The organism is Klebsiella sp. JN_Kp127 (assembly GCF_040062505.1).
In the GTDB taxonomy this organism is placed as follows: domain Bacteria; phylum Pseudomonadota; class Gammaproteobacteria; order Enterobacterales; family Enterobacteriaceae; genus Klebsiella; species Klebsiella quasipneumoniae.
The window spans coordinates 64159-77041 of record NZ_JBEAHS010000004.1; the positions used below are offsets into that span (position 1 = coordinate 64159).

Annotated in this window: 12 protein-coding genes; 7 read left to right on the forward strand and 5 right to left on the reverse strand. The window is 58.3% G+C overall.

Annotation, left to right across the window (positions count from 1 at the left end):
• Positions 1-4 precede the first annotated feature (4 nt).
• Both envC and ABLV04_RS02940 read left to right on the forward strand, forming a co-directional pair.
• A complete protein-coding gene (envC, locus tag ABLV04_RS02935; RefSeq protein ID WP_023291352.1) occupies positions 5-1276 on the forward strand; it encodes a murein hydrolase activator EnvC in 1272 nt (423 codons plus the stop codon).
• Positions 1277-1279: 3 nt separating this feature from the next.
• On the forward strand, positions 1280-2236 hold the full coding sequence (locus ABLV04_RS02940; RefSeq protein WP_023291353.1) for a divergent polysaccharide deacetylase family protein: 957 nt from the start codon (positions 1280-1282) through the stop codon (positions 2234-2236).
• Between the two features lie 5 nt (positions 2237-2241).
• Here ABLV04_RS02940 and ABLV04_RS02945 read toward each other — a convergent pair whose 3' ends face one another.
• The 3 genes from ABLV04_RS02945 to kbl form a co-directional block, all read right to left on the reverse strand.
• Positions 2242-3030, reverse strand: a complete 789-nt coding sequence (locus ABLV04_RS02945; protein WP_023291354.1) for a glycosyltransferase family 2 protein — start codon at positions 3028-3030, stop codon at positions 2242-2244.
• A gap of 169 nt (positions 3031-3199) precedes the next feature.
• Positions 3200-4225: an L-threonine 3-dehydrogenase gene (gene tdh, locus ABLV04_RS02950; protein ID WP_004205051.1), complete on the reverse strand. Its 1026-nt coding sequence runs from the start codon at positions 4223-4225 to the stop codon at positions 3200-3202.
• Positions 4226-4237: 12 nt separating this feature from the next.
• Entirely contained in the window at positions 4238-5431 is a 1194-nt protein-coding gene (kbl, locus tag ABLV04_RS02955; RefSeq protein WP_180266198.1) for a glycine C-acetyltransferase, read from the reverse strand.
• Between the two features lie 213 nt (positions 5432-5644).
• Here kbl and rfaD point away from each other — a divergent pair, with 213 nt between their 5' ends.
• From rfaD to ABLV04_RS02980, 5 genes are read left to right on the forward strand one after another with little or no spacing between them, the layout of a single operon-like run.
• Positions 5645-6577 carry an ADP-glyceromanno-heptose 6-epimerase gene (rfaD, locus tag ABLV04_RS02960; protein WP_023291355.1) on the forward strand — a complete coding sequence of 311 codons (933 nt, stop codon included), beginning with the start codon at positions 5645-5647 and terminating at the stop codon, positions 6575-6577.
• Positions 6578-6585: 8 nt separating this feature from the next.
• Complete coding sequence (gene rfaF / locus ABLV04_RS02965) at positions 6586-7644, forward strand: ADP-heptose--LPS heptosyltransferase RfaF (RefSeq protein WP_044525043.1); 1059 nt, start codon at positions 6586-6588, stop codon at positions 7642-7644.
• A 3-nt stretch (positions 7645-7647) separates the two neighbouring features.
• The gene (gene rfaC, locus ABLV04_RS02970) at positions 7648-8619 is read left to right on the forward strand and encodes a lipopolysaccharide heptosyltransferase RfaC (RefSeq protein ID WP_065882887.1); all 972 of its coding nucleotides are present in this window, start codon (positions 7648-7650) and stop codon (positions 8617-8619) included.
• Complete coding sequence (locus ABLV04_RS02975; RefSeq protein ID WP_180266197.1) at positions 8619-9527, forward strand: sugar glycosyltransferase; 909 nt, start codon at positions 8619-8621, stop codon at positions 9525-9527. Before rfaC ends, ABLV04_RS02975 begins: the two co-directional genes overlap by 1 nt.
• A complete protein-coding gene (locus ABLV04_RS02980; protein WP_180266196.1) occupies positions 9505-10674 on the forward strand; it encodes an O-antigen ligase family protein in 1170 nt (389 codons plus the stop codon). Before ABLV04_RS02975 ends, ABLV04_RS02980 begins: the two co-directional genes overlap by 23 nt.
• Before the next feature lie 44 nt (positions 10675-10718).
• Here the strand turns inward: ABLV04_RS02980 and ABLV04_RS02985 are convergent, their stop codons facing one another.
• Together ABLV04_RS02985 and ABLV04_RS02990 are read right to left on the reverse strand one after the other, a co-directional pair.
• On the reverse strand, positions 10719-11798 hold the full coding sequence (locus ABLV04_RS02985) for a glycosyltransferase family 9 protein (RefSeq protein WP_032454363.1): 1080 nt from the start codon (positions 11796-11798) through the stop codon (positions 10719-10721).
• Positions 11799-11816: 18 nt separating this feature from the next.
• A complete protein-coding gene (locus ABLV04_RS02990; protein WP_023291361.1) occupies positions 11817-12779 on the reverse strand; it encodes a polysaccharide deacetylase family protein in 963 nt (320 codons plus the stop codon).
• Between the last annotated feature and the right edge of the window lie 104 nt (positions 12780-12883).

Genomic DNA, 12883 nt, shown 5'->3' on the forward strand with positions numbered 1-12883 from the left:
CCCCATGAGGGGAAAGGCGACGTATTCAACTACATGGATCGCAACGGCAGTTCGATCCGTCCTTTACGCCAGCGCGCTCAGCGCTGGCGTATTACTGTGCGCGTCATCTGCGCACGCCGACGATCGCGATCAGCTAAAGTCCATCCAGGCCGACATCGCCGCCAGGCAGCGGGCGATTAAGCAACAGCAGCAGCAGCGCGCAAGCCTGCTCGCCCAGCTCAAAGCGCAGGAAGAGGCGATCGCCGCCGCGGCCCGCAAACTGCGCGAAACCCAGGACAGCCTGAACCAGCTCAATAAGCAGATTGACGAGATGAACGCTTCTCTCGCGAAGCTGGAGCGCCAGCGCGCGTCTCAGGAGCGTAACCTCGCCGCGCAGCTTGACGCGGCGTTCCGCCAGGGGCCGCATACCGGCATCCAGATGGTGCTGAGCGGTGAAGAGGGTCAGCGCAATCAGCGGATGCAGGTCTATTTCAGCTATTTCAACCAGGCCCGCCAGGAAACCATCGCGGAACTGAAGAAAACGCGCGAAGAGATGGCGGTGCAAAAGTCGATGCTCGAAGAGAAGCAGAGCCAGCAGCAGACGCTGGTCTACGAGCAAAAAGCCCAGCAGGCGAAGCTGGAGCAGGCGCGTAACGAACGGAAAAAGACCCTTTCCGGCCTGGAGTCCTCCATTCAGCGGGGTCAGCAACAGTTAAGTGAATTGCGGGCTAACGAATCGCGCCTACGCGGTCGTATCGCCCAGGCGGAGGCTGCCGCCAAAGCCCGTGCCGATCGGGAAGCTCGCGATGCGCAGGCGGTGCGCGACCGCCAGCAGGAAGCATCGCGCAAAGGCACCACCTATAAACCAACGGAAAGCGAGCGTTCGCTGATGTCACGCACCGGTGGGCTGGGCTCGCCGCGCGGTCAGGCGTTCTGGCCGGTTCGCGGTCCGCTCCTTCATCGATATGGCGAACAGCTGCAAGGTGAACTACGTTGGAAAGGGATGGTTATCGCCGCGTCTGAAGGCACCGAAGTCAGAGCGATTGCCGATGGTCGGGTCATTCTGGCCGACTGGCTGCAGGGCTATGGTCTGGTGGTGGTGGTCGAGCATGGCAAAGGCGACATGAGCCTGTATGGCTATAACCAAAGCGCGCTGGTCAGCGTCGGTACGCAGGTGCGTGCCGGTCAGCCTATCGCGCTCGTAGGCAGCAGCGGCGGTCAGGGCCGTCCGTCGCTCTATTTCGAAATTCGCCGCCAGGGTCAGGCGGTCAATCCACAGCCGTGGTTGGGAAGATAAGTTTTGCTTCAATTTCGCGCAATTGCTCTTGCCGTAGCCGGTTCGCTGGCTCTGGCGGCGCCAGCGTTCGCTGGCAAACTCTCCATCGTTATTGACGATTTTGGCTACCGCCCGCAGACCGAAAATCAGGTGCTGGCGCTGCCGTCCACTATCTCCGTCGCCGTGCTGCCGAACGCGCCGCACGCCCGGGAAATGGCCACGAAAGCGCATAATCTGGGCCATGAAGTGCTCATCCACCTGCCGATGGCGCCGCTCAGCAAACAGCCGCTGGAAAAAGACACCCTGCGTCCCGAAATGAGCAGCGAGGAGATCGAGCGCATCATCCGCGAGGCCTATGGCAAAGTCCCCTACGCCGTCGGGCTGAATAACCATATGGGCAGCGCGATGACTTCCAACCTGTTTGGCATGCAGAAGGTGATGCAGGCCCTGGAGCGCTACAATCTCTATTTTCTCGACAGCGTGACCATCGGCAATACCCAGGCCATGCGCGCCGCGCAGGGCACCGGGGTGAAGGTGATTAAGCGTAAGGTGTTTCTGGACGATACGCAGAATGAAGCCGATATCCGCACTCAGTTCAACCGCGCCATCGCCCTGGCGCGGCGTAACGGTTCGGCGATAGCCATTGGCCATCCGCATCCGACGACGGTGCGGGTGCTGCAGCAGATGGTCTATAACCTGCCGCCGGATATCACGCTGGTGCGCCCGAGCAGCCTGCTCAACGAGCCGCAGGTCGACAACTCGACGCCAAACTACGCTCAGCCGCCCGCGCAACAAACGCCGCCGCAGCAGCAGAAGCCGCGTAATCCGTTCCACGGCGTGAAGTATTGCAAGCCGAAGCGCCCGCTGGAGCCCGTGAACGCCAGCCGCTTCTTCACTATCCTCAGCGACAGCATCAGCCAGAGCGCGCTGGTCCAGTACTATCGCCTCAAATGGCAGGGCTGGGACAATCCCGGCAGCTAGACCACTCAGGGGTCCGTTCGCTTTTGCGCGACGGGCGCCTGGTTATCTTCGTGGGCGTACCACGCCTTAAAATATTTGAGAAAGCTGTAAAACGTGGCGTACAGGCCGGTGACCACGCCGACTTTGCCATAGCGCCATGCCCCGCTGAACAGATACCACTTAAAGAAAGCGCCAATGGCGCTGACGATCCCCCGCGTCAGCGAAGGTGTGATCTGCTGGTGCTTCACCAGCCGGGTGGTATAGCTGTTCAGCTTATTAAACACTTCATGCAGCGAATAAAAGGTGTCATGGCGTACAAAGCCCGGCAGCCTGACGGAGCGCGCGTGTCCGACCACCTGGTCATCCACCGGCCGGTCGTTAAACCGCGCCTGCTGGCGGTTAAAGAGGCGCACCGGGTAATCCGGCGAGGAAATAGGGTAGATCGTCCGCACCTGCGTGCCGAGGACAAACCAGTAGCGCGGCAAACGCCAGGCGCAGGCCGGGTCAGGTTCCTCCCCCGCTTTTAACGCCTGAATGGCCGCCACGACGTCGTTATCAAGAATTTCATCGCTGTCCATGCACAGCACCCAGTCATGGCTGGCCAGCCCGATGGCATAGTTCATCTGCGCGCCGTGGGCTTTATAGGCATGGTGATGGACGGTGAGACCAAACTGCTGACAAATAGAGACCGTTTCGTCGGTGCTACCGGAGTCGACGACAATACACTCATCAGCCACCTTCAGCAGCGGGGGCAGCACCTCCATGAGCAGACGAGCGGAGTTACAGGTCAGTAAGCATACGGAGAGTTTAAGCATGATCGTTTCAAAGTTAAACCGCGACTAAACACACTGTATAAGCGAATAACCGTAAAATCGATGTAGAAATTGTGCGCTTGATATTAAGCAGGCTAAAAATGTAATCCAAATCTAAATTAAGGCGCCCGCAGGCGCCTTTTTTGCTGATGTTTACAACAGACCGGAGGCGTTATTCCCAGCTCAGAACCACTTTACCGGACTGACCGGAGCGCATGGCGTCAAAGCCCTTCTGGAAGTCGTCAATGCCGAAGCGGTGGGTGATGATCGGCGAAAGATCCAGGCCAGACTGGATCAGCGCCGCCATCTTGTACCAGGTTTCGAACATTTCGCGACCATAGATCCCTTTGATAAACAGCCCCTTGAAGATGACCTTGGTCCAGTCGATGGACATATCCGACGGCGGGATACCCAGCATCGCGATACGGCCGCCGTGGTTCATGGTATCCAGCATGCTGCGGAACGCCGGCGGCGCGCCGGACATCTCCAGACCCACGTCGAAACCTTCGGTCATCCCCAGCTCGGCCATCACGTCGTTGAGGTTCTCTTTCGCCACGTTCACCGCGCGGGTGACGCCCATTTTGCGCGCCAGCTCGAGACGGTACTCGTTAACGTCAGTGATCACCACGTTACGCGCGCCGACATGTTTCGCCACCGCCGCCGCCATCACGCCGATCGGACCGGCGCCGGAGACCAGCACGTCTTCCCCCACCAGATCGAAGGAGAGCGCGGTGTGCACGGCGTTGCCGAATGGGTCGAAGATGGACGCCAGGTCATCAGAGATATTGTCGGGAATTTTAAAGGCGTTAAAGGCCGGGATCACCAGATACTCGGCAAAGCAGCCCGGGCGGTTGACGCCCACGCCGATGGTGTTGCGGCACAGGTGGGTACGGCCTGCGCGGCAGTTACGGCAGTGGCCGCAGGTGATATGCCCTTCGCCGGAGACGCGGTCGCCAATCTTAAAGCCGCGCACTTCCTGGCCAATCCCCACCACTTCGCCGACATATTCGTGCCCGACCACCATCGGCACCGGAATGGTCTTCTGCGACCACTCATCCCAGTTGTAGATGTGCACGTCGGTCCCGCAAATGGCGGTCTTGCGGATTTTAATCAGCAGATCGTTATGGCCGACTTCCGGTTCCGGTACGTCGGTCATCCAGATGCCTTCTTCCGCTTTCAGTTTGGATAACGCTTTCATCTCACACCCTTATTAGGCGATGACGCCCAGTTGTTTGCCGATGCGGGTAAAGGCTTCCACCGCACGCTCAATTTGTTCAGGGGTATGCGCCGCCGACATCTGGGTGCGAATACGCGCCTGGCCTTTCGGTACCACCGGATAGAAGAAGCCGGTGACATAGATCCCTTCTTTCTGCAGTTCGCGGGCAAAGTTCTGCGCCACCACCGCTTCACCCAGCATCACCGGAATGATGGCGTGGTCGGCGCCCGCCAGGGTGAAGCCTGCCGCAGTCATTTTTTCACGGAACAGACGCGCGTTGGCCCACAGGCGATCGCGCAGGTCTGCGCCCTCTTCGACCATCTCCAGCACTTTGATGGAGGCGGCCACGATGGCCGGCGCCAGAGAGTTGGAGAACAGATACGGACGGGAACGCTGGCGCAGCCACTCGACCACCTCTTTGCGTGCGGCGGTGTAGCCGCCGGAGGCGCCGCCCAGCGCTTTACCCAGCGTGCCGGTGATGATGTCGACGCGCCCCATCACATCGCAGTATTCGTGGGAGCCGCGACCGTTTTCGCCGACGAAGCCGACGGCGTGGGAGTCATCGACCATCACCAGCGCATCGTATTTATCCGCCAGGTCGCAAACGCCTTTCAGGTTGGCGATCACGCCGTCCATCGAGAAGACGCCGTCGGTGGCGATCAGCACGTGACGCGCGCCAGCGTCGCGGGCTTCTTTCAGACGCGCTTCCAGTTCCTGCATATCGTTGTTGGCATAGCGGAAGCGCTTTGCTTTACACAGGCGCACGCCGTCGATGATCGAGGCATGGTTCAGGGCGTCGGAGATAATGGCGTCTTCCGGGCCGAGCAGCGTTTCAAACAGGCCGCCGTTGGCGTCGAAGCAGGAGGAGTAGAGGATCGCGTCTTCCATACCGAGGAAATCCGCCAGCTTCTTCTCCAGCTGCTTGTGCGTATCCTGGGTGCCGCAGATGAAGCGTACCGAGGCCATCCCCAAGCCGTGGCTGTCCATACCGGATTTCGCCGCGTCGATCAGCGCCGGGTGGTTGGCCAGACCCAGATAGTTATTGGCGCAGAAGTTAATCACGTGGCTGTCGCCGACGGTAATGTCCGCCTGCTGCGCCGAGGTGATGATGCGCTCTTCTTTAAACAAGCCTTCGGCCCGAGCGGTCTCCAGATTGCTAGTTAACTGTTTGTAGAAATCACCACGCATTGCAACTCTCCAGATTCGGCAAAATTTGGCACATATTACCCAAAGCTATACGCTGATACGAGATGATGCATGCCTGAATGAATTATTTGCAGCATAAATCACGTCAGCCCAGCACCTTATTCTGCGAATGGCTGTAGGCTTGCTCATGTGGTGATATGATATGAGCATTCATGTCCGGATTGTCTCCGGGCTCTCAACTTCAAAGGTACAGTTATGATCATCGTAACCGGCGGCGCAGGCTTTATCGGCAGCAACATCGTTAAAGCGCTGAATGACAAGGGCATTACCGACATTCTGGTTGTCGACAATCTGAAAGACGGCACCAAGTTTGTGAACCTGGTTGACCTGAACATCGCTGACTACATGGATAAAGAAGACTTTCTGATCCAGATTATGGCAGGCGAAGAGTTCGGCGACATTGACGCTATCTTCCACGAAGGCGCGTGCTCTTCCACCACGGAGTGGGACGGCAAGTACATGATGGACAACAACTATCAGTACTCCAAAGAGCTGCTGCACTACTGCCTGGAGCGCGAAATTCCGTTCCTGTACGCCTCTTCGGCGGCCACCTACGGTGGGCGCACCAGCGATTTCATCGAGTCTCGCGAGTATGAGCAGCCGCTAAACGTCTACGGCTACTCCAAATTCCTGTTCGATGAATACGTTCGTCAGATCCTGCCGGAAGCCAATTCGCAGATCGTCGGCTTCCGCTACTTCAACGTCTACGGGCCGCGCGAAGGCCACAAAGGCAGCATGGCGAGCGTCGCTTTCCACCTCAACACCCAGCTGAATAATGGCGAAAGTCCGAAACTGTTCGAAGGCAGCGACGGCTTCAAGCGCGACTTCGTCTACGTCGGCGACGTGGCTGACGTCAACCTGTGGTTCTGGGAAAACGGCGTTTCCGGCATCTTCAACCTCGGCACTGGCCGCGCGGAATCCTTCCAGGCCGTCGCCGACGCGACCCTGGCGTACCACAAAAAAGGCAGCATCGAGTACATCCCATTCCCGGACAAACTGAAAGGCCGCTACCAGGCGTTCACCCAGGCGGATCTGACTAACCTGCGTAAAGCGGGCTATGACAAACCGTTCAAAACCGTTGCCGAAGGCGTAACGGAGTATATGGCCTGGCTGAATCGGGATGCGTAAGAGATAACATGAAAATTCTGGTGGTAGGCCCGTCTTGGGTGGGCGACATGATGATGTCGCAAAGTCTTTATCGTACGCTCAGGGCGCGCTATCCCCAGGCGATTATCGACGTGATGGCGCCAGCCTGGTGTCGTCCGTTGTTATCGCGCATGCCGGAAGTGAACGAAGCGATCCCGATGCCGCTGGGCCACGGCGCGCTGGCTATCGGCGAACGCCGCAAGCTCGGCCACAGCCTGCGCGAGCGTCGCTACGATCGCGCTTACGTGCTGCCAAACTCGTTTAAATCGGCATTAGTTCCCTTCTTTGCCAACATCCCGCTGCGCACCGGCTGGCGCGGCGAGATGCGCTACGGCCTGCTCAACGACGCCCGGGTGCTGGACAAAGACGCCTGGCCGCTGATGGTGGAACGCTACGTGGCGCTGGCCTACGACAACGGCGTGATGCGCTGCGCCAAAGATCTGCCGCAGCCGCTGCTATGGCCGCAGCTGCAGGTCAACGAAGGGGAAAAGTCGCAGGCCTGCAGCGCCTTTAACCTGTCCAACGATCGGCCGATCATCGGCTTTTGCCCCGGCGCGGAGTTCGGCCCGGCAAAACGCTGGCCGCACTATCACTATGCTGCGCTGGCGAAAAAGCTCATCGACGATGGTTATCAGATTGCGCTATTTGGCTCGGCAAAAGATAACGAGGCCGGCAAAGAGATCATCGCCGCCCTCAGCAGCGAGCAGCAGGCCTGGTGCCGGAATCTGGCGGGTGAAACCCAGCTGGAGCAGGCGGTGATCCTGATTGCCGCCTGTAAAGCGGTGGTGACTAACGATTCGGGGCTGATGCACGTCGCCGCGGCGCTGGACCGTCCGCTGGTGGCGCTGTATGGCCCGAGCAGTCCGGACTTTACCCCGCCGCTGTCGCATAAAGCGCGCGTGATCCGCCTGATTACCGGCTACCACAAGGTGCGCAAAGGCGATGCCGCGGAAGGTTATCATCAGAGCCTGATCGACATTACGCCAGAGCGCGTCCTGCAAGAGCTGAACGAATTGCTGACGGAAAAAACCGGGCACGAGGAAGCGTAGCGGATGCGGGTATTGATTGTAAAAACCTCATCGATGGGCGACGTGCTGCACACGCTGCCCGCGCTGACCGACGCCGCGCAGGCCATCCCCGGCATCCGCTTCGACTGGGTTGTGGAAGAAGGCTTCGCGCAGATCCCCTCCTGGCATGACAGCGTCGAGCGGGTGATCCCGGTGGCGATCCGCCGCTGGCGTAAAGCCTGGTTCTCCGCGCCGATCAAAGCGGAGCGTAAAGCCTTTCGCGAGGCCGTCCAGGCGGTCAAGTATGACGCCATTATCGACGCCCAGGGGCTGGTGAAAAGCGCTGCGCTGGTCACCCGTCTGGCGCACGGCGTCAAGCATGGTATGGACTGGCAAACGGCCCGCGAGCCGCTGGCCAGCCTGTTTTACAACCGCCGCCACCACATTGCGAAACAGCAGCACGCGGTGGAGCGTACCCGCGAGCTGTTCGCCAAAAGCCTCGGCTACGCGAAACCCCAAACCCAGGGGGATTACGCCATTGCGCGCCATTTCCTACAGCACGAGGCTAGCGCTGCCGCCCCCTATCTGGTGTTTCTGCACGCCACCACCCGCGACGATAAGCACTGGCCGGAAAACCGCTGGCAGGAACTGCTCGATCTGCTGGCCGACAGCGGCGTCCGCATTAAGCTGCCGTGGGGCGCCCCGCACGAAGAGGCGCGGGCGAAGCGGCTGGCGGAAGGCCGGGAGTATGTTGAAGTGCTGCCGCGCATGAGCCTTGAGCAGGTGGCGCAGGTTCTGGCCAGCGCCCGGGCCGTCGTCTCGGTCGATACCGGCCTGAGTCATCTGACCGCCGCGCTGGATAAACCGAACTTCACGCTCTACGGCCCGACCGATCCGGGGCTGATTGGCGGATACGGTAAAAACCAGCACATCGTGCGGCCGGAAAACAGCGCCAGCACTGGCGATATTACCGCCAGCCGGGTTCATCTTCTTCTGCAAAATCAGGGGCTGCTCTGATGGGATCCCTGTTTAAGCAGATCTATCGCTACACCCGCCCTCGCGCTTATCGTCACAATGAAAATCTGTGGCCTTTTACCCGCATCACCCGCGCGCCGAGCGGCGAAATCAGCGCGTTGCGTTATAAAGGGAAAACGGTGCCGCTGGTCAGCCTGAGCGCGCTGAAAAACAGCATGCAAGGCGAAGTCCTGCTGACCGCCACTGGCCCTTCGACCCGCAATATCGATTTTTCCCTGTTGTCGAAAACGATCCCGGTGATGGGCGTCAATGGCGCCTGGCATCTTGCCGACCAACTGCACTTTTCGCTCTATACCATCGTCGACATGGAGTTTTTCGATAAGAAGCCGGACATTATCCGCGCCATCGTCAGTCAGCCGGACATTCTGCTGTTCACCACCATGCATGGGATCGCCAAAATCGTGGATCGCCATGCGGACGCGCTGCGCTGCCGTTTGGCGTTGATTGAGGACGGTTGCTATAAGATTTACCAGCCGAAAGTCGCCAGCGAAGCGATAAAGCGCACTTACCAGCAGAATCCGGCGATGTGCTTTCATCCCCAGCGCCCGGATATCTGTTTTAGCACCGATATTCGCCAGGGCGTCTTTGATGCCGGCACGGTGGTCTACTGGGCGCTGCAGATCCTCGCCTGGCTGGGCTTCAGCACTATCCTGGTCAGCGGTCTGGATATGACTAACTTCAACCAGCCGCGATTCTACGAAACACAACAAGAAAAATTGCCTTCGTACCTGGCAACAAAAGTGGATACCCTCGTCATGCCCTCCTTTGCACATGCCGCGCAGGTACTGCAGCAACGCCAGATCCGGGTCATTAATTTTTCACCAGAAAGCGCTGTGCCGGACACTATTTTCGAAAAGGTTGCGTTTAATGAGTACTTTAAAAATGAGTAACTACGCCAGACAGGGTTACTCGATTGTTTTTCCTTTGTTTTTATTTTTCAGCGCGATTTTTTGCATGTCCACCCGGACCAATAACCTGCTGCATTTATCGATCCTGCTGCTCTTGCTCTCGCTGGTACGCCCGGAAAACCGCCAGGCGCTGGCCGGCGTGTTACGCGAACAGTGGCAGACCTGGGCGCTGCTGGCGGTCTTCTTTATCTATTACGCCCTCAGTAACCTGTGGGGCCATACGCCGCAGCATATCGACTCGCCGATCACCCACGGCGTGTACCTGACGGGCTATCTGTTGCTGATGGCGATGCTGCTCAGCGACGAACGAACCCGCCGCCTGGCCATGCTGGCGGTGGTTGGCGGGATCACTGTGCTCTCGCTGTGGACGCTGATGTTCGACCACACCCTGGTCCTCACCGAACGGGCGGTCTCCCCCGAGAACCCCGGGCCAACAAACGTTATCGACCTTGCCGGATACTGCGGCATCGGCATCTTAATCTGCGGCATGCTGCTGAAAGAAAAAGCCAGCCACTGGCTCTATCTGCCAGTGGCCATCATGCTGGTGATGATGCTGCTGACCCAAAGCCGCGGGCCGATCATCGCCCTGGTGCTGGCGGTCGGCTGTACGCTGCACCTGCACGTCTTCACCCGCCGTAACCTGCTGATCGCCGCGGCGCTGGCCGTGCTGGTGGCTCTGCTTTTGGTGATGACGCCGGTGGGCGACATGCTGCTCGCCCGTTTCGAAGAGTTGGGCACCCAAAGCGGGCTGCGCCTGAGCATCTGGCACCATACGCTGTCGGAGATGGCCAGCCAGCCCTGGCTGGGACGCGGTTTCAGCTATGAACTGGATTTCATCAACTACAGCGGCGAACACATCACCACCACCCACAGCGTATATATGGGCGCCCTGCTGAAAGGCGGCATCGTGGGTTTACTGCTGTTGCTGGCGGTCATTGCCTGCGGACTGTGCCAGGCGTGGCGCAAGCGCCGCTCCGACAGCCGCTACAGTCTGGCGATCCTGTTTTACGCGCTGGTATTTATGGCCTCGCAGGGGATGTTTATCATCAGCAACCCCCGGGAAACCTGGGTGCTGTTCTGGCTGCCGCTGGGCATTGCGCTCAGCAAAGGGCTGGCGGAAAAGCGTTAACAAGAAAGGGCCGCTGACGGCCCTTTTTTATATTCACTTTTCTATTAACTGCGGGCGGCGACCAGCCGGTCGGCCTGCTCTTTAATCACCGGCCATACCGACTCAATCGCCACATCGGCGACATTCGCTTCTTCACAAACGATCTGCCTCGCTTTGTCATAGCCCGGCGCCCAGATATGATAGCCGGGCAGCCCGGTATCCTTGAGTTTGCGTTTGTTATAGACCGCCACCATCGGTTTATCGAAAGCGCGGGCGATATGCACGATCGAGGTGTCCGGCGTAATGACTAAATCACAGCTGCGAATCACCTCCACGGCGGAGTTGATGGTGCTGTCGGCGACGTACAGCGCCATATCCAGCCCCAGCTGCTGAATTTTCTCGCTGCGACCCACCATCACGATACAGACCCGGTAAGGCAGAGCATGTAGCCGCTCGACCAGGGTCGCCACCTGATGACGACAGAAGTCTTTATCCTCGGAGGCGGTAAAAGGGTTAATGGCGATGCGCAGTGCGACCTCTCCGGCCTGGGAAAGCAAGCGCGCCACTTTCTCCCGCTCATGGCGACAGCCGGGGAGATGATAGTCGTATGGCTGGTCGTCAACGACGCCAAAAAGCTTCACCACCTGTTGATAGCGCAGGGAAATATGGCTGTTGCTGTCAAAAAAAGCGATCGAATGATCGTAAAGTTTATAGGGCTCTTTATTAAAGCCAATCACGCTGGTCGCCCGTAAATCGGCGAGTAATTTAAAGCGTTCATAGCTGGTCACGTCATCAAAATCGATAACCGCATCAAAACCCGCCGCCCGTAACGTATTTAAGGACATGCGTGGTCGATATAAATATACTTGCTCAATGAATTCTGAGCCGGCTAATATTTCGCAGCATATTGGTCCGGTTAACACCGAAACCTGATATCCCCTTTCGGCCAGTATTCTGGCGCAGCCGGTGGTCACCACCATATCGCCGACTTTATCGTCCAGGCGCAATAGCAGCACGCGGCGCACGGGGGCCGGGTCGAAGGGTTTGCGCGCCGGCTTATTTCTGTATCGATAGTTAATTAAATTAAATTTAATACCGCGGAAAAAAGCGTTCTTTTTCCGCGTCAATTGTTTAAGGATACGCATACGGTACCTTGAGCTGTGTTAGCGCTGTGTGATTTTCCGCTGGTAATATTCTGCCAACGTCATGCCCTTCACCTGCGGCGCCAGCCAGCTAAAAAAGGCTTCAAGGTCAGCGTATAAACGCTCAATATCCCGTTCATTCTGGAACGTGGGGCTGCCGCCGGGCATATATTCTGAAGAGTGGAGCATATATTCCACGTAGTCATTGCCCTGCGTCAACGTTTGTTCGACGACTTTTTTCATCGTCTCCACGTTGCCGCCCATCGGACGCAGCCAGTGCACGGAGGGGGAACGCACTTTGCCGCGCAGGCGGTCGTAGCCCTGCTTCACGCTGTTCATCCACGCGGAGTGCTTGTACTGAATGCTCATCGGCACTTCCAGCAGCGGCGAGCGGCCCTCGCGGCTGATGTCATTTTCATCGAGGAAATAGGCATGCTGCGGGAAGCGACGATAATCGGTCCCGCCATCGCCCTGCGGCGCCCCCTTGGCGGTCTTCCAGTTCACCCGCGGGGTCACCGAGCAATCCACCTGATACCCGTACTCCACCAGCAGACGCGCATAGCGCTCGTCAAAGGCCCAGCGCCCGGCGCGATGACTAACCATTTTGGTCTGGAAGGTGTCCTCCAGCAGACGCGTCATATAGTCGACCTTCTCACGCATCATGGCATCGCTGTATTCAATGAGATAAGGCTTATGCCGCCAGTCATCGGCGGTCAGCGGCTCGGTCGGCGGGCTGTTCCAGGCATGCAGATGCATACCGACTTCCGCGGTGCCGCGGGCAATCACGTCTCTGGCGAATTCGATATAAAAGGGATCGATGGCCATTTCATAATTGGTCAAATAGACCGGTTTAAAGCCATACTTTTCGCAAAGCTGCTGAAAACGCGGGAGATAACGCGCATTCTCGGTGGTGATGCTGTCATGTTTTTGCCAGAGGTTATCGCCCTCTGTATCAATCGTGATGAGAAATGCGGGATTGTGCACGAAAACGTCCTCAGGCCATACGTATCGGGTCATGGTAGAGCAATACAACGCTTCTCTCAATCTGTCTGATCCCCTAGAATCGGAACCCTTATCCTGGATGAAGA